The following is a 16,464-nucleotide window of genomic DNA, read 5'->3' as shown; positions in this document are numbered from 1 at the left end:
CATCAGCGGCGTGCACAGCCGGACCCGCCGCCCCCAGTTCTTCTACACGACGACCCCCCTGCCCTGCCCCTATCTGCCGGGCCGGACGGAGCGGAAGATCGTGACCGAACTCTCGGGCAATGAGAGCGAGGCGCTGCATGACCGCCTTTCCCGCGCGGGGTTCCGGCGCAGCCACAACATCGCCTATTCGCCCGTCTGCCCCGGCTGCGCGGCCTGCATCCCCATCCGCGTGCGCGCCCAGGATTTCGAGCCCAACCGCACCCAGCGCAAGCTCTGGGCGCGCAATGCCGACCTGGACGTGCGGGTGACGCCGGCCCGCGCCACGGCGGAGCAATTCGCGCTGTTCCAGGCCTACCAGCAGCAGCGCCACACCGGCGGCGACATGGCGGCCATGGGCTTCTACGACTACCGCGCCATGGTGGAGGACACGCCCATCACCACGGGCCTCGTGGAGTTCCGCGCGCAGGACGGCAGGCTGCTGGGCGCCTGCCTGACCGACTGGCTGAGCGACGGGCTTTCCGCCGTCTATTCCTTCTACGCCCCGGAGGAGGAGCGCCGCAGCCTGGGCGCCTATGCCGTCATGTGGCTGCTGGCCGAGGCGCGGCGCAGCGCCCTGCCCTACGTCTACCTGGGCTATTGGGTGCCGGAGAGCCGGAAAATGGCCTACAAATCCAGCTACCGTCCCGCCGAGGTGCTGCTGCGCGGGCAGTGGCGGCCGCTGGAGGATGACGGCAAGGGTTAACCCCCGAACCGGTTGTTCTTCGGGAACCCGTTGGGCGGCATCTTCCCCGCCCCCGCGCGGTTGCCGCGCCAGGGGGTGATGTCCGCCTCCACCCGCACCCGTTCGCCCAGGCGCCAGGTGAGGCCCTCGGCCAGGGTGAACAGCCGGGCGTCGGCCAGCTCGGCGTCCTTGTAGGATTGCAGCTGCACACCGCGGCCGCGCGTCATCACGGGGATCTGGTCGGCGGGGAAGATCAGCAGCTTCCGGTTGGTGCCGATGGCCGCCACCATGTCGCCTGCGGCCGGCTTGCACAGCAGGGCCTGCGCCTTGCCCTCCAGCACCATCACCTGCTTGCCGGTGCGCTTCTCGGCCAGGAGCTCGGCGCCCTCCACCAGGAAGCCCTTGCCGTCGGTGGCGGCCAGCAGGAAGCGCTGGCCCTCGGCGGCCACGAACATCGCGATGGGCTCATCCTCATTGGGCAGTTCCACGATGAGGCGCAGCGGCTGGCCATCGCCCCGCCCGCGCGGCAGGGTCTCGGCCTTGAGCGTGTAGGCCTTGCCATTGGTGGCGAAGACCACGATGCGGTCCGTGCTTTGCGCGTGCAGGCGGAAGCGCAGGGCGTCGCCTTCCTTGAAGCGCAGCTCGGTCTCCTCGGCCAGATGGCCCTTCAGCGCGCGGATCCAGCCCTTTTCGGAGAGGATGATGGTCAGCGCCTCGCGCTCGATGAAGGCGGTCTCATCCACCACCACGGCGGCCTGGGCGCCATCCACCCGGGTGCGGCGGGCGCCGAGGGCGTTCTGGCGTTCCGCCGCCTCGCGCCCCTTGCCCTCGGGGAGTTCGGTGGCGCCGAATTTTTTCCGCGTTTCCTCGATCTCGCGCGCGATGGCGGACCAGCGCTTGGCCTCGCTGCCCATCAGGGTCTGCAGGCCCTTCTGATCCTTGGACAGCTTGTCGTGCTCGCGGCGGATTTCCATCTCCTCCAGGCGGCGCAGGCTGCGCAGGCGCATGTTCAGGATGGCTTCGGCCTGCACCTCGCTCAGCCCGAAGGCGGCCATCAGCTTGGGCCGCGGCTCCTCCTCCGTGCGGATGATGCGGATGACCTCGTCCAGGTTCAGATAGACGATGAGGTAGCCGTCCAGCACCTCCAGCCGCCGCGCGATCTCCCCCAGGCGATGCGCGGTGCGGCGTTGCAGCACCACATGCCGATGGTCCAGCCAGGCGCGCAGCACGTCCCGCAGCCCCATCACGCGCGGCGTGCGGCTCGCGTCCAGCACGTTCATGTTCAGGCTGAAGCGGGATTCGAGCTGGGTGGCGCGGAACAGCGTCTCCATCAGCACCGCCGGGTCCACGCTGCGCGTCTTGGGCTCGATGACGATCCGCACCAGGTCGGTGCTTTCGTCGCGAATGTCGCCGAGCAGGGGAAGTTTCTTCTCGTCCAGCAGCAGCGCGATCTGCTCGATCAGTTTGGATTTCTGCACCTGGTAGGGAATTTCGGTGATGACCAGGTTCCAGGCGCCGGCCTTGCCGCGCTCCACCTCCCACTTGGCGCGCAGGCGGAAGCCGCCGCGGCCCGTCTCATAGGCGTCGAGGATGCTCTCGCGGCTTTCCACCAGCACGCCGCCCGTCGGGAAATCGGGGCCGGGCACATGGGCCATGAGTTCGGCCGTGGTCGCCTTGGGGTGTTCGATCAGGTGAAGCGCCGCCGAACACAGCTCGCCCGCATTGTGCGGCGGGATGGAGGTGGCCATGCCCACCGCGATGCCGCTCGCGCCATTGGCCAGCAAATTCGGGAAGGCGGCGGGCAACACCGCGGGCTCACGGTCCTCGCCATCATAGGTGGCGCGGAAATCGACGGTGTCCTCGTCGATCTGCGAGAGCAGCGCCTGCGCCACCTCGGTCAGCCGCGCCTCGGTGTAGCGCATGGCGGCCGCGTTATCGCCGTCGATATTGCCGAAATTCCCCTGGCCCTCGACCAGCGGGTAGCGGGCGGCGAATTCCTGCGCCTGGCGGACCAGCGCCTCGTAGATGGAGCTGTCACCGTGCGGGTGATACTTGCCCATCACATCGCCCACGATGCGCGCGCATTTCTTGAAGCCCGAGGCGGGGTCCAGCTTGAGCTGGTGCATGGCCCAGAGCAGGCGCCGGTGCACGGGCTTCAGCCCGTCCCGCACATCGGGCAGGGACCGCGCCATGATGGTGGACATGGCATAGGCGAGGTAACGCTCGCTCAGCGCCACCTGCAGGCTGGTTTCACGGATGGCGCCGCCCTCGGGCGTGATCACGTCATCGGGCATCTGGGGAACCTTGGTGCGTCGGGGGGTGTGTCACGGAAAGCTGGTCCGCCAGCCGCGACTCCAGCGCCTGGCGCGCGGGGGGCAGCGGCCGGTGCTGGAGGCCGAAGGCGTCGCGGGCGAGAAAAAACCCGGTCAGGCGGAGTCCCGCAAGCCAATCCCCCGCCGTGGAGGGGGCGTCGGGCTCGCGCAGGAAGGCGGGCAGGCGCAGCAGGCGGTCGGCATAGGGGGCGCCGGCCTCGGCGCTGACCGCCCGGCCGGAGCGGGGGGAGACCCATTCCAGCCCTTCCCGCGCGCCGGTGGCGGCGCAGCTTTCGAGGTCCAGCCCATAGCCGAGATCGGCCAACAGCAGCGCCTCCCACCGCACCAGCAGCGGGAGCGCGGTGTCCGTGCCGCGCGCCAGCCCCGCGATGACCGAGACCAGCCCATGGAACACGGCGGGATGAGCCTCGCGCTCCGGCAGGGCGCCCTCGGCCACGGCGCAAGCGCCGGCCAGCGTGGCGAGCGAGAGCGCATCCTCCATGGCGAGCGCCGCGGCGGCATGGACCATCTCGCCCGAGAGCGCGCCCAGCTGGTCCGCCAGCCGCGCCACCCATCGCGCCTCGATCAAATTGCCGGTCTGCCAGAGCGCCGCCTGCCCGCGCGAGGCACCGCCGCGCACCAGGCCAGGATGGCGCCCCTGCGCCTCGGTCAGCACGGTGGCCACCACGCCGCCCTCGCCATAGGGACGGGCGGACAGCACCACGGCGGGCGCTGCCCACTCCACGCTCATCCCTCATCCTCCAGGCCCAGCGCCCGGATGCGGCCGCGCTCCTCATCCCAACCCGGCCGGTCTTTCACGTTCAGGAACAGATGGATGGGCCGTTCCAGAAGCTGCGTCAGCTCCAGCCGCGCGCGCTTGCCGATCTCGCGGATGCGCGCACCTCCATCGCCGATGAGAATGGCCTTCTGCGTGGCGCGGGTGACGTAGATGGTGCACTCCACCCGCGCGCCGCCATCAGGGCGTTCGAGCCATTGCTCGGTCTCGACCGTGGCATGGTGGGGCACTTCCTCATGGGTCTGGCGCAGGATCTGCTCGCGCACCACCTCGGCGGCCAGCATGCGGTTGGGCAGGTCGCTGAGTTCGTCCTCGGGAAAGTGCCAGGGGCCCTCGGGCATGGCCTCGGCGAGCTTGGCCTTCAGCCGGTCCAGGCCCTGCGACTTCTCCGCGCTGATCATGAAGGTCTCGGCGAAGGGCAGCAGGGTGTGGAGTTCGGCGGAGAGCGGCAAAAGCTTCTCGCGCGGGATCAGGTCCACCTTGTTCAGCGCGAGCCACACCGGCCGCGACTGCTGCGCCAGCTTCTCCAGGATGGCGCGCACCGGTTCCGTCAGGCCGGATTTCGCATCCACCACCATCAGGGCGAAGTCGGCGTCCTTGGCCCCACCCCAGGCGGCGGAGACCATGGCGCGGTCCAGCCGTCGGCGGGGCGCGAAGATGCCCGGCGTGTCCACCAGCACGATCTGCGCCGGGCCTTCCATCACCACCGCGCGGATGCGGAAGCGCGTGGTCTGCGGCTTGGGCGAGACGATCGTGACCTTGGTGCCCGCCAGCGCGTTCACCAGGGTGGATTTTCCGGCGTTCGGCGCGCCGAGGATGGCGACGAAGCCGCAGCGGGTGGGGGCTTCGGTGGTCATGCCTTCACCACCCCGAGCCAGGCCTCGGCCGCCGCCTGTTCGGCCGCGCGCTTGTTGGGGCCTGTGCCCTCGGCCTCACGGCCCGCGGCCGCGACGCGCGCATGGAACATGGTGTTCTCGCCCTCGCCACCGATGGAGGTCGTCACATAATCCGGCAAGCCGAGCCCTCGCTTCAACGTCCATTCCTGCAGCCGCGTCTTGGGCGAACGCGGCGGCCGTGCCTGGCCCTGCACGGCTTCCGCCCATTCGCGCCGCACCAGATCCCGCGCCACGCCCAGCCCCGCTTCGAGGAAAAGGGCCGCCAGCAGCGCCTCCAGCGCATCGCCCAGCACCGTGGCGCTCTGCCGCAGCGGCGCGTGGCGGTGCGAGGCCGCGATCCGCAGCGCCGCCGGCACGCCCAGCCGCTCCGCGATGGGCGCCAGCGTGTCGCGCGCCACCAGCACGGCGATGCGCTTGCCCAAATCGCCCTCGCGCTCGGCGGGGTAGAGCTCGCACAGCCATTCGGCCATGCACAGGCCCAGCACGCGGTCGCCCAGGAATTCCAGGCGCTCGTTGCTGGGTGCCCCCCGGTTCTCGCCGGCGTGGGAGGAATGGGTCAGCGCGCGTTCCAGCAAGGCGCGGTCCTGGAACACATAGCCCAGGCGCGCCTCCAGCGCGGCGATGGCGTCCGTCATCGCACCGCGGAGAAAATACGGGCGTAGCGGATGGCGAAGGGCCAGCCCCACACCTGCCACCAGCGCGCGCTGCCATCCACCGAAAAGAAGATGAATTCCGCGCGGCCCACCAGGTTGTCGAGCGGGATCACCCCCACCGCGCCGGGCACCCGGCTGTCCAGGCTGTTGTCGCGGTTGTCGCCCATGGCGAAGACATGGCCCGCGGGGACCACGAATTCCGGGGTGTTGTCGAGCGGCCCGTCATCGGATTGCTCGACGATCAGGTGGTTGTTCCCGCCGGGCAGGAATTCGCGGAACAGGCGCACCGTCATGCGCGGGCCATCGCCCTCGGCCACGAAATCGCCCAGTGGCTCACGCCGCGCCGGCTCGCCATTCACGTGCAGCACGCCGCGGATCACCTGGATGCGGTCACCGGGCAGGCCCACGATGCGCTTGATGTAGTCCTGCCGCGTGTCGCGGGGCAGCTTGAACACCGCCACGTCGCCACGCTCGGGCATGCGGGCCCAGATGCGGCCTTCAAACAGGCTGGGACTGAAGGGGATGGAGTGCCGCGAATAGCCGTAGGAATACTTGGAGACGAAAAGGTAGTCGCCCACCAGCAGTGTCGGGATCATGGAGCCCGAGGGAATGTTGAACGGCTCGAAGGCCACGGTCCGGATGCCGATGGCAATCAGCGCCGCGTAGAGGATGGTCTTGATGCTCTCAAGCCAGCCGCCCGATTTCTTTTTCGCCATCGAGGATGCGCTTTTCACCATGGGTCCGTTCGTTCAGGGGCGGGCGTGCCACCCGCGGGATCAAGCCCGGCCTTCAGGGTGTGTCAAGCAATCTGCGGTGCGCCGGGCGGGATGGGCACGGCCGTGATGATGACCTGCGCCTGGGCGTAGGGGTATTCGTCGGTCATCGTCAGCGCGATCTCGGCGCGGTGGCCGGGGGGCGTGATGGCGGCCAGCCGCCGCGCGGCCCCCCCGGTCAGGCGCAGGGTGGGCTGGCCGGAGGGCAGGTTCACCACCCCCAGGTCCTTCATGAAGACGCCCTGGCTGAAGCCCGTGCCCAGCGCCTTGCTCGCCGCCTCCTTGGCCGCGAAGCGCTTGGCATAGGTGCCGGCGCGGATTCGCTCCGCCCGGCGCTCGGCCTTGGCGCGTTCGATGTCGGTGAAGACGCGGGCCAGGAATTTCTCGCCATGGCGCGCCAGGACGGTTTCGATGCGCCGGATGTCGCAGAGGTCCGAGCCCAGGCCGATGATCATGGCGCCACCCTGCCCGGTAGAGACACCTTCCGGCCGCGATGCGGCCGGCGCGCCCAAACCGACCGCTGGGCCGGGACGACCGCCGCGGCGCGGAAGCCCAGCGCGCAGAGCGCGCGCCCGGCGCCTGAGGGCGGAAAGCATCCAACCTCAGCCATCAACCGCGCGCCCGATCAACCCTAACCACCCCCTCGCAGGCCCGCAGCACGCCCATGACCTCGGCCAGGTGGCGGGTGTCGCGGACCTCCACGTCGAGGAAGAGGTCGCACTCATCATCCTCGCGTCGGCCGAGACGCATATTGGTCAGCCCCGCCTTCTGCCGGATCACGGAATTGGCCACGTTGGAGAGAAGCTGCGGCCCGTTGATGGCCGAGACGGTCAGCCGCGCCACATAGGCCGCCGCGCCCAGGCCCGATTGCTCCCACTCCACATCGAGCAGGCGTTCCGGGGTGGCCGCGAAGTTCTCCAGCATGTGGCAGTCATTGCGATGGACCGTGACACCCTTGCCGGTGGTCACGACGCCCACGATGCGGTCGCCCGGCACCGGGTGGCAGCAATGGGCGAAGTTCAGCTGCATGCCGGCCACGATGCCGGTGATGGGCGCCAGCGGCACGGCGACGCGACGCTTGTCCCCCGTCCCGGCCCGTCCGGGCGGCAGGCCCAGCCGCCCGCGCGGCGACACCAGCGCGATGGGCTCCACCGGGCGCGGGCCGCCGCCGCGCAATTCCGGATAGGCGGCATGGACCACGTCCCGCGCCGTCAGGCTGCCGGAAGCGACGGCGTGGAACATCTCCTCGATGCCCGACTGGCGCAGCGTCTTGGCCGCGGGCTCCAGCGCCTTCTCGGTGAACTCCAGCCCGTTGGCACGGAAGGCCTTCACGATGGCGGTGCGGCCTTCCTCGCGCGCGCGGGCCTTTTCCTCGGCCACGGCGTAGCGGCGGATGCGCGCCTGCGCCTTGCCCGACTTCACGAACTTCATCCAGGCCGGGTTGGGCTTGCCGCCCTTGGCCGTGATGATCTCGACCTGGTCGCCATTGTCGAGCTTGTGGTCGAGCTTGACGATGCGCCCGTTCACCTTGGCGCCCACGCAGGTGTCACCCACCTGGGAATGGACGTGGTAGGCGAAGTCCACCGGCGTGGCACCCTGCGGCAGCTCGATCAGGTCGCCCTTGGGCGAGAAGCAGAAGACCAGGTCGCGGTGGAGTTCGAGTTTCGTCGCCTCCATCGCGTCATTGGCCTCGGGCTCCGTCTCCAGGATGTCGATCAGGTGGCGGACCCAGGGGTAGCTGCGCGCGGGGGAGGCCGTCTCGCCCTGCTTGTACACCCAGTGCGCGGCGACACCGTATTCGGCGACGCGGTGCATCTCGCGCGTGCGGATCTGCACCTCGATCTTGGCCTCGGCGCGGCGGCCGGGCAGCAGCACGCCCGTGTGCAGCGACTGGTAGCCGTTGGTCTTGGGCGTGGAGATGTAATCCTTGAAGCGTCCCGCGATCACCTTGAAGGCGTCGTGGATGGCGCCCAGCGCCAGGTAGCAGTGCGCGCGCTCGGGCACGATGATGCGAAAGGCCATGACATCCGAGAGGCCCTCGAAGGTCACGTTCTTGGCCTGCATCTTGCGCCAGATGGAGTAGGAGGATTTCTCCCGGCCCGAGACCTCCTCGACAGGCACCTCGTGCATTTCCAGCACTTCGCGCAGTTCCTGCTCGATCTCGGTGATCATGTCGCCGGAGCGGCCGCGCAGCCAGGTCAGGCGCTGGGCAATGGTGGCCCAGCCATCGGGGTTCAGCTCGCGGAAGGCCAGCGTCTCCAGCTCGGTCTTGAGCTGCTCCATGCCGATGCGCTCGGCGAGCGGGGCATAGATGTCGAGCGTCTCGCGCGCCGTGCGCTGCCGCTTCTCGGGCTTGGGCACGAAGGCCAGCGTGCGCATGTTGTGCAGCCGGTCCGCGAGCTTGACCAGCAGGACGCGCAGATCCTCCGACAGCGCCAGCAGCAGCTTGCGGAGGTTCTCGGCCTGCTTGGTGCGCTCGCTCTGCACCTCGATGCGGGAGAGCTTGGTGACGCCATCCACAAGGCGCGCGATCTCGGGGCCGAATTGCCGCTCGATGTCGGCGAGACTGTGCTCGGTGTCCTCCACCACATCGTGCAGCAGGGCGGTGGCGATGGTGGCCGTGTCCATCCGGAAACCCGCGAGGATCTCCGCCACCGCGATGGGGTGGATGATGTAGGGCTCGCCATTCTTGCGCGCCTGGGAGGCATGGGCCTCGGCGGCGAGGCGGCCGGCGCGGCGCAGCAGTTCCGCGTCCAACCGGGGGTCGGCGGCGCTGGCGCGGGTGCAGAATTCGAGGACGGCGTCGAGGCCGGGAGGGGCGGCATCCCCGCGGGAGACGCCGTCAGGCGCGCGCGCCGCCTCGGACTGTCCCGGGGTGGCGCGCGAGGTCATGTCGGGGCGGGGGCCGGTGGCGGCTCAGTCCCGCCCGCCGCCCAGCTCGGCCGCGAGCTGGGCTTCGAGGTCGTCGGGGCTGAACTCCTCCACGCCCATGTCGGCGGGAAGTTCCTCGTTCACGTCCATGACGCCGAAGATGTTCTCGTTGGTGTCGATGAGATCCATCACCTCGTCCTCGACGGGCTCCGGCTCCGGCGCGCGGCTCAGGGACTTGATGAGGTCCTGCTCCAGCCCGTCCAGGGGCACGGTCTGCTCCGCGATTTCGCGCAGGGCCACGACCGGGTTCTTGTCATTGTCGCGGTCCACAGTCAGGGTTTCGCCCCGGCTGATGTTGCGCGCGCGCTGGGCCGCGAGGAGCACGAGCTCGAAGCGGTTCGGAACCTGGACGATGCAGTCTTCGACGGTAACGCGTGCCATGAAATACCTCGGCCAAGGGTGTGCGGGCGCAGACGTGCTGCACCACGGCGAAACCTTCAGATAAGCGAAGCGCCCCGCCGGTGCAAGCGATCAGGCCGCCATCGGCCGGATCTCCTGCGGGGGCAGGGTTGCGATCAGCGCCGCCACCCCCTCCCCCGTCACCGGATGGGTCCAGCCCGGCGCCACCTCCGCGAGCGGCAGCAGCACGAAGGCGCGGCCTGCCATGCGGGGGTGCGGCAGGGTCAGGCGGGGCGTGTCCAGCACGCGGCCGTCATGGTCCAGCAGGTCCAGGTCCAGCGTGCGCGGGGCGTTGGGAAAGGGGCGCTGCCGGCCGAAGCGGGCCTCGATGGCCTGGAGATGGCCCAGCAGCGCCTCGGGTTCCATCGCGCCCTCCAGCCGCCCCACCCCGTTCACGAACCAGGGTGCGCCGGGCATGGGGGGGACCGGGGCGCTCTCCCACCAGCGCGACAACGCCGCGAGGCGCAGCCCCGGCAACTCGCCCAGCAATTGGGCGGCCGCCTCGCAGGTGGCGCGGGGCGCGCCGCCATTGGGGGCCGGCAGGCTGGCCCCGAGACCGACCAGAATCACGCGGTGGCCGAGAGCTTCGTGTGGAGCAGGCGCAGCACCTCAGGCGCGTCGGGCGGGATATGGGAGGTGAAACCCGCCACATGCATCCCGTCCCGAGCAACCAGATACTTATGAAAATTCCAGCGCACCGGACCGGCGCGACGCGCGGCCCAGGCGAAGAAGGGGTGCGCCCCCGGCCCCCGCACATGGGTGAGGCCGGCCATGGGGAAGGTGATGCCGAACATGGTGTCGCAGAATTCCCGGACGCGGCGGGCGTCGCCGCTCTCCTGGTTGAAATCCTCGGAGGGGACGCCCACCACCACCAGGCCACGCTCGGTGTAGCGGTCATGCAGGCGCTGCAAGGCGGCGTATTGGGGGGTGAAGCCGCAGAAACTCGCGGTATTCACCACCAGCAGCACACGGCCGCGGAATTCCGACAGCGGCAGCGCGCCGCCCTCCAGCGCCTCGAAGCCGAAGTCGAAGGCGGTGGGGTCCGCCACGGCCGGCGCGGCGGCAAGGCTGCCCAGCAGGCCCCCCGCGACCATCCGCCGTCGTAACTCAGGCATAGCGCTCCTCCAGCCAGGGATCGGCGTTGTTGTGGTAGCCGCGCACCTCCCAGAAGCCGGGCCGGTCCTCGGCCAGGAGTTCGATGCGCGTCACCCATTTGGCGCTTTTCCAGAAATAGTAACGGGGGATGACGATGCGCGCGGGGCCGCCGTGCACGCGGTCCAGGGGGGCGCCGTTCCAGGTATGGGCGACCATCGCCTCCTCGGCGGCGAAGACCTCCAGCGGCACATTGGTCGTGTAGCCGTCATAGGAGTGGAAGACGACGAAACGCGCCTCGGGCTTCGGGCGGGCCAGCATCAGGATGTCGCGTGCCGCCACCCCCTTCCAGCGGTTGTCGTAGCGCGACCAGGCGGTGACGCAATGGATGTCGTTCACCCACTCCTGCTGCGGCAGGGATTGGAAGGCGTCCCAGTCCAGCGCCACCTTCTCCTCCACCAGGCCCTCCACGCGCAGGCGCCAGCGTTCCGGCTTCACCTCGGGCTGCACGCCGAGGTCCAGCACCGGGAAGTCCTGTACCAGGCGCTGGCCGGGCGGCAGGCGCTGGGCCTGGGGGGTGCTGGTCTCGCCCGTGAGAAGCCGTCCCTCGCGGGCCCATTGCTCCTTGGCGCGGACCAGTTTCTCGCGGAGCGCGCCGTGCAGCACGGCGTCATCGGTCATGGGGTGGTCGGCCATGGCAATTCCTTCGTGGGCGTCCTTCGCCCGCCCCTCGCAGGGACGGGCGGGGCGCAATCATGGGTAGCAGAAAACACCGCCGCCACAATTCATTCCGTGGCATGCCGTCTCATCTGGATGATGGGGAGGCCCGCGTGATCGCGCCAGCCCCCCAAAAACCGCAGGAAAATCGCGCTGGGTTGCAGCCAAAGCCGCCCATCCGCATTTCCTGTTCATGGGCACCAGAACCGAAGACCGCCTCCTCACCGGGGCGGAGCGTGACGCGGTGCGGCAGAGCCGCCACCCCGACATTCAATCCCTGGACCGGGACGCCGTCCTGGCCCTGGCCCGCCGGCTGCGGGAATACCGCGACAAGGCGCGCGACATCGCGCGGGATCGCAGGCGCAGCCAGCGCGGCAAGGCCGAGCCGCGCGGCGCCGGCCCCGCCCCGGCCGAGGATGGCGTCCTGTTGAAGAAGCAGGTCTTCGCCGCGGCCATGAAGCGGGTGAACAGCCGCATCGCCGCCCTGCAATCGGGCGACAAGCGCGCGCAGACCACGGAATTCCTGCGCGAGGCCCTGGCCCGCAAGAAGGCCGCCCCGCGCCACCACCCCAACCCCGGCGCCACCGCACGCGAAGGCATGAACCCGCTGGACGAGAAGCGCCAGATGACGGACGTGGACCCTCGACAGGTGGGCAGCGTCTCGCAACAGGTGAAGAACAACCAGGCCAGCCGCGACACGCGCTGAGACCTATAAGGGGGCGGGGGCTACTCCCCGCCCTTGTTGCGCATCAGCCGCGCCTTGTCGCGCTGCCAGTCGCGCTTGGCGATGTCGGCGCGCTTGTCGTGCAGCTTCTTGCCGGTGGCGAGGCCGATCAGCACCTTGGCCCGTCCCTTGTCGTTGAAGCGGATTTCCAGCGGCACGATGGTGGCGCCTTCGCGCGTCGTGGCGCCCGTCAGCTCCCGCACCTGCTTCTTGTGCAGCAGCAGCTTGCGCGGACGGACGGGGTCCATCTTCGCCATGAAGCTGCCGGCCTGCCATTCGCCGATGTGGCAGCCGAAGAGGAACATCTCCCCGTCACGCTCGCCGGCCCAGGCCTCGCTCAGGCTGGCACGGCCGGCGCGCAGGCTCTTCACCTCGGGCCCGAGCAGCACGAGGCCCGCCTCGATCACCTCGCCGATCTTGTAGTCGAAGCGCGCGCGACGGTTCAGCGCCGCGGTGCCGTGGCTGATCAGCGGTTTCTTGCGGGCCTCTACGGTGGCCATCAGTTCAGCAGCCCCGCGCCCCGCATGGCCGCCTCGACGCGCGTGGCCGTGCTCTCCGCGATGGGCGCCATGGGCAGCCGGCAATGGGCGGTGCCGCGGCCCAGCAGGCTAGCGGCATATTTCACCGGCCCGGGCGAGGTTTCGCAGAACAGCGCGTCATGCACCGGCAGCAGCCGGTCCTGGATGGCCATGGCCTCGCAGACCTTCCCCTCGCGCCAGGCCTTCTGCATCTCGGCGCAGAGGCGCGGCGCGATGTTGCTGGTGACGCTGATGCAGCCATGGCCGCCGGCGGCATTGAAGGACAGCGCCGTGTGGTCCTCGCCCGAGAGCTGGACGAAATCCGCCCCGCAGGTCGCGCGCTGGTGCAGCGGGCGCGCGAGGTTCGCCGTCGCGTCCTTCACGCCCACGATGTTGGGGTGCTTCGCCAGCCGCCCCATCGTCTCCGGCGTCATGTCCACCACCGAGCGACCGGGGATGTTGTAGATGAACAGCGGGATGTCCACCGCATCGGCGATGGTGGTGAAGTGCTGGAACATCCCCTCCTGCGTCGGCTTGTTGTAGTAGGGGGTGACCACGAGGATCGCGTCCGCGCCCGCGCCCTTGGCGTGCTGCGCGAAATCCAGCGCCTCGGCCGTGCTGTTGCTGCCCGCGCCCGCCATCACCGGCACGCGGCCACGCGCGGCCTCGATGCAGAGTTCCACCACGCGTTTGTGCTCGGCATGCGACAGGGTCGGGCTCTCGCCCGTGGTGCCCACGGGGACGAGTCCTTCCGTGCCCTCCGCGATCTGCCATTCGACGAGCTCGCCGAAGGCGCGCTCATCCAGGCTGCCATCGGCGTGCATGGGGGTGATCAGGGCGGTGAATGAACCGGTGAAGCGCATGTGGCGTTCCTCTCAGCCTCACACCTAATCCCGCGCGGCGCGCGTAACAAGGTTGGCCGCGGCCATCGGCGGTGGAAGCGGGGGGCACTTCGGGGGTAGAAAGGGCCATGCGAAGGAATTTCCTGCTTCTCGGCCTGCTTCTTCCCACCATTCCCGGCCCGCTCTCCGCGCAGACGCGCGCCGAGACCGGACGCCAGGCCATCGCCGCCGCCCAGGTGCAGCGCTGGGTGCAGGCCGAAGGCCTGGCAGCCCAGGCCGATCCGCTGGTGGCCAAGCTGGTGCGCTGGATGCGGCTGACCACGCGCGGCGCGCCGGCCAATTCGCGCGAGGTGGTGGAATTCATCGCGACCTCCCCCGACTGGCCCATGCCGCTGACCCTGCGCCGCCGCGCCGAGGAACTGCTCGCCACCGACCCCGATGACGCGCTGGCCCTGCGCCATTTCGAGAACAACCCCGCCCTGACGCTGGACGGCGCCACGCGCCACGTCACCGCCCTGCTCAACGCCGGCCGGCGCGACGCCGCCCTGGATGCCGCGACCCTGGCCTGGGCCGAGGACACCGATGGCGATGCGGCCGCCGAGCCCGCCTTCCTGGCCCGCGCCACCCCCCTGCTGGACGAACTCGCCCATGCGCGCCGCGCCGACCGGCTGGCCTTCGCGCGCGACTTCGCCGGGGTGCAGCGGCTGCTGCCCCTGCTCGATGCGCGGCACCGGGCGATCAACGAACTGCGCCTCGCCTATTCCAATGGCCGAGACGCCGACCCGGCGGCCGCCGCGCGCGACGGCGCCGCCACGCTGGAACGCGCGCGCATGCTGCGCCAGCGCGACGAGGATGCCGCCGCGGCACAGGCCTGGGCGGCGGGTGCCGCGGCCCAGCGCGGGCTGGACCCGGACGCGCAGCGCGCCAGCTGGAACGAGCGGCACATCCTGGTCCGCAAGCTGTTGCGGCTGGGCGAGCCGGCGCTGGCCTACCAGGTGGCCGCGCAGCATGGGCAGACCGAACCCGGCATCGCCCGGCAGGAGGCGGAGTTCATGGCGGGCTTCGCCGCGCTCCGCTTCCTGAACGACCCCGCGCGGGCCCTGCCCCATTTCCAGCGGCTGCGCGCGGGCAGCCAGAGCCCCATCACCCAGTCGCGCAGCCTCTACTGGGAGGGGCGGGCCGAGCGCGACCAGGGCCGGGCCCGCGCCCGCTTCGCCGAGGCCGCCGCCTTTCCCGTCACCTTCTACGGGCAGATGGCCTCGCTCGCCCTGGGCGAGACGCCGCAGCAGCTTTCGGCGCGGATCAACGGCGTCGCGGCGCCCCAGGCCAGCGCGGCGCAAACCCGCGCCTTCCAGGGCAATGAGCTGGTGCGGCTGATCTCGCTGCTGGGCGAGATGGGCGAAGGCCGCCGCACCCGCCCCTTCCTGCTGCGCCTGGTGGACCTGCAATCCAGCCCGGCAGAATACGCCCTGACCGCGCGGCTGGCCGTGGCGATCGGCCAGCCCGACCACGGCGTCTGGGTCACGCGCCGGGCCAGTTCCCAGGGTGCCATGCTGGTGCAGGAGGGCTGGCCCCGCCCCTTCCGCGCGCCGCCCAACCTGGCCGAACCGGCGCTGGTCTATGCCATCACCCGGCAGGAGAGCAATTTCGAGACGACCGCCGTCTCGCGCTCCAATGCACGCGGCCTCATGCAGCTTCTGCCGGCCACGGCGCGCGACGTGGCGCGGCGGCAGGGCATTCCGCACCAGCTCTCGCAACTCATCAACGACCCGGAGCACAATCTCCGCCTGGGCTCGGCCTATATCCAGGAGCGGCTGGAACGCTTCGGCGGCGTCATGGTCTACGCCGCGGCCGGCTACAATGCGGGCTCGGGCCGGGTGGACCAGTGGCTGGCCACCTATGGCGACCCCCGGCAGGGCGGCATCCGCATGCTGGACTGGATGGAGATGATCCCCTTCGCGGAGACCCGGAACTACGTGCAGCGCGTGGTGGAGAATGTCGCCGTCTATCGCGCCATGGACCCGGCCACCCGCGCCCTGCCCCACCCGATGGCCGAATGGCAGGCATGAACCCTTGGCCGAGGCACGTCGCGTCGCTGGGCGGCGTCGGCTTCCTGCGGCCCGGGCCCGGCACCTGGGGCTCGGCCGTGGTGCTGCCGCTGGTCCTGCTGCCGGGCTGGGTGGCGCTGGTCGCCTGCGCGGCCTTCACCGTGGCCGGCTTCTGGGCACTGGCGCGGCTGCCCGAGGCACGGGAAGACCCCTCCTGGGTGGTGGTGGACGAGGCGGCGGGCATGTCGCTCGCGCTGGTCTTCGCCGACGGGCTGCTGGGCGTGGTGCTGGCCTTCGCCCTGTTCCGCGCCTTCGACATCGGCAAGCCCGGCCCCGTGGGCTGGGCCGACCGCCAGCACGGCCCCTTCGGCGTGATGGCCGATGACCTGGTGGCCGGCGCCATGGCGGCCGTGATCCTCTTGCTTCTCAACCTTCTGGTGATGGGCTGATGCTGGACCAGGACACGCTGGACGATGCGGCGCGGCTGCTGTCGGAACTCCAGGCCCAGGGCCTGACGCTCGCAACGGCGGAAAGCTGCACGGGGGGGCTGATCGCGGCGGCGCTGACCTCGGTGGCGGGGTCCTCGGCCACGCTGCTCTGCGGCTTCGTCACCTATTCCAACGCGTCCAAGGCCGCGATGCTGGGCGTGGACCCGGGCGTGATCTCCACCGAGGGCGCGGTCAGCGAGAGTGTGGCCCGCGCCATGGCCGCCGGCGCGCAGTCACGCTCCGGCGCGGACATGGCCGTGGCCTGCACGGGTGTCGCGGGCCCGGGGGGCGGCAGCGCCACCAAGCCCGTGGGCCTCGTTCACCTCGCCGCCGCGCGGGCGGGGGGCCAGGTGCTGCATCGCCGCTGCATCTTTCCAGGCGACCGCCAAGAGGTGCGCGCGGCGACGGTGCGCGAGGCCTTCGCCCTTGTCCGGGCCTTGCGGGACTGAGGCCAATCCTTCGTATCCGTCCAGCCCGAGGCGTGAAGCGTATGGGCGTGGCGTCGCGGCTTTGCTAAGCTCGCGCGATGCAGTCGCACTCCAACGCCCGATGCC

General features: G+C 70.4%; 18 protein-coding genes. 5 read left to right on the top strand and 13 right to left on the bottom strand.

All coding sequences use genetic code 11. The annotated features are described in order from the left end of the window. Position 1: 1 nt before the first annotated feature. Positions 2-742, top strand: coding sequence for an arginyltransferase (locus GGQ83_RS15105; protein WP_375781533.1), 741 nt, complete (start codon positions 2-4; stop codon positions 740-742). On the opposite strand, the gene parC is transcribed toward GGQ83_RS15105, so the two are convergent. From parC to GGQ83_RS15050, 11 genes are all read right to left on the bottom strand, one after another. After that, the gene (gene parC, locus GGQ83_RS15100) at positions 739-3,015 is read right to left on the bottom strand and encodes a DNA topoisomerase IV subunit A (protein ID WP_184385444.1); all 2,277 of its coding nucleotides are present in this window, start codon (positions 3,013-3,015) and stop codon (positions 739-741) included. The two genes, GGQ83_RS15105 and parC, sit on opposite strands and share 4 nt — an antisense overlap. Continuing rightward, positions 3,005-3,778 carry a DNA repair protein RecO gene (gene recO, locus GGQ83_RS15095; RefSeq protein WP_184385574.1) on the bottom strand — a complete coding sequence of 258 codons (774 nt, stop codon included), beginning with the start codon at positions 3,776-3,778 and terminating at the stop codon, positions 3,005-3,007. The genes parC and recO overlap by 11 nt, the downstream gene beginning before the upstream one ends. Positions 3,779-3,780: 2 nt before the next feature. Continuing rightward, the gene (gene era, locus GGQ83_RS15090; protein ID WP_184385442.1) at positions 3,781-4,686 is read right to left on the bottom strand and encodes a GTPase Era; all 906 of its coding nucleotides are present in this window, start codon (positions 4,684-4,686) and stop codon (positions 3,781-3,783) included. After that, positions 4,683-5,360 (bottom strand): ribonuclease III, encoded by a 678-nt coding sequence (gene rnc / locus GGQ83_RS15085; protein WP_184385440.1) that lies wholly within the window; start codon positions 5,358-5,360, stop codon positions 4,683-4,685. Before rnc ends, era begins: the two co-directional genes overlap by 4 nt. Then, complete coding sequence (gene lepB / locus GGQ83_RS15080; protein WP_184385438.1) at positions 5,357-6,094, bottom strand: signal peptidase I; 738 nt, start codon at positions 6,092-6,094, stop codon at positions 5,357-5,359. The genes rnc and lepB overlap by 4 nt, the downstream gene beginning before the upstream one ends. Positions 6,095-6,177: 83 nt before the next feature. Next, entirely contained in the window at positions 6,178-6,606 is a 429-nt protein-coding gene (gene acpS / locus GGQ83_RS15075) for a holo-ACP synthase (protein ID WP_184385436.1), read from the bottom strand. A gap of 154 nt (positions 6,607-6,760) precedes the next feature. Next, on the bottom strand, positions 6,761-9,043 hold the full coding sequence (locus tag GGQ83_RS15070; protein ID WP_184385434.1) for a RelA/SpoT family protein: 2,283 nt from the start codon (positions 9,041-9,043) through the stop codon (positions 6,761-6,763). A gap of 24 nt (positions 9,044-9,067) precedes the next feature. After that, positions 9,068-9,463 carry a DNA-directed RNA polymerase subunit omega gene (gene rpoZ, locus GGQ83_RS15065; RefSeq protein WP_184385432.1) on the bottom strand — a complete coding sequence of 132 codons (396 nt, stop codon included), beginning with the start codon at positions 9,461-9,463 and terminating at the stop codon, positions 9,068-9,070. A gap of 90 nt (positions 9,464-9,553) precedes the next feature. Then, positions 9,554-10,051 (bottom strand): 2-amino-4-hydroxy-6-hydroxymethyldihydropteridine diphosphokinase, encoded by a 498-nt coding sequence (gene folK / locus GGQ83_RS15060; protein ID WP_184385430.1) that lies wholly within the window; start codon positions 10,049-10,051, stop codon positions 9,554-9,556. After that, positions 10,048-10,596 carry a glutathione peroxidase gene (locus tag GGQ83_RS15055; RefSeq protein ID WP_184385428.1) on the bottom strand — a complete coding sequence of 183 codons (549 nt, stop codon included), beginning with the start codon at positions 10,594-10,596 and terminating at the stop codon, positions 10,048-10,050. The genes folK and GGQ83_RS15055 overlap by 4 nt, the downstream gene beginning before the upstream one ends. Then, positions 10,589-11,269, bottom strand: coding sequence for a sulfite oxidase-like oxidoreductase (locus GGQ83_RS15050; protein WP_242535117.1), 681 nt, complete (start codon positions 11,267-11,269; stop codon positions 10,589-10,591). Before GGQ83_RS15050 ends, GGQ83_RS15055 begins: the two co-directional genes overlap by 8 nt. Before the next feature lie 214 nt (positions 11,270-11,483). Here GGQ83_RS15050 and GGQ83_RS15045 point away from each other — a divergent pair, with 214 nt between their 5' ends. Beyond that, the gene (locus tag GGQ83_RS15045) at positions 11,484-11,996 is read left to right on the top strand and encodes a hypothetical protein (RefSeq protein WP_184385425.1); all 513 of its coding nucleotides are present in this window, start codon (positions 11,484-11,486) and stop codon (positions 11,994-11,996) included. 20 nt (positions 11,997-12,016) lie between these two features. On the opposite strand, the gene smpB is transcribed toward GGQ83_RS15045, so the two are convergent. Both smpB and dapA read right to left on the bottom strand, forming a co-directional pair. Beyond that, entirely contained in the window at positions 12,017-12,514 is a 498-nt protein-coding gene (gene smpB / locus GGQ83_RS15040) for an SsrA-binding protein SmpB (RefSeq protein WP_184385424.1), read from the bottom strand. Continuing rightward, on the bottom strand, positions 12,514-13,395 hold the full coding sequence (gene dapA / locus GGQ83_RS15035) for a 4-hydroxy-tetrahydrodipicolinate synthase (protein ID WP_184385422.1): 882 nt from the start codon (positions 13,393-13,395) through the stop codon (positions 12,514-12,516). The genes smpB and dapA overlap by 1 nt, the downstream gene beginning before the upstream one ends. 107 nt (positions 13,396-13,502) lie before the next feature. On the opposite strand from dapA, the gene GGQ83_RS15030 reads away from it, so the two are divergent. Genes GGQ83_RS15030 through GGQ83_RS15020 form a run of 3 tightly spaced genes read left to right on the top strand, consistent with a single transcriptional unit; the run spans position 13,503 to position 16,359 of the window. Beyond that, positions 13,503-15,443: a lytic transglycosylase domain-containing protein gene (locus GGQ83_RS15030; RefSeq protein ID WP_184385420.1), complete on the top strand. Its 1,941-nt coding sequence runs from the start codon at positions 13,503-13,505 to the stop codon at positions 15,441-15,443. Beyond that, positions 15,440-15,871, top strand: coding sequence for a phosphatidylglycerophosphatase A family protein (locus GGQ83_RS15025; protein ID WP_207018186.1), 432 nt, complete (start codon positions 15,440-15,442; stop codon positions 15,869-15,871). Before GGQ83_RS15030 ends, GGQ83_RS15025 begins: the two co-directional genes overlap by 4 nt. Then, positions 15,871-16,359 (top strand): CinA family protein, encoded by a 489-nt coding sequence (locus GGQ83_RS15020; RefSeq protein WP_184385417.1) that lies wholly within the window; start codon positions 15,871-15,873, stop codon positions 16,357-16,359. Before GGQ83_RS15025 ends, GGQ83_RS15020 begins: the two co-directional genes overlap by 1 nt. Positions 16,360-16,464 lie beyond the last annotated feature (105 nt).

This window comes from Roseococcus suduntuyensis (genome assembly GCF_014196305.1).
Classification (GTDB): Bacteria; Pseudomonadota; Alphaproteobacteria; order Acetobacterales; family Acetobacteraceae; genus Roseococcus; species Roseococcus suduntuyensis.
This window is presented reverse-complemented; position numbering and strand designations above follow the sequence as displayed.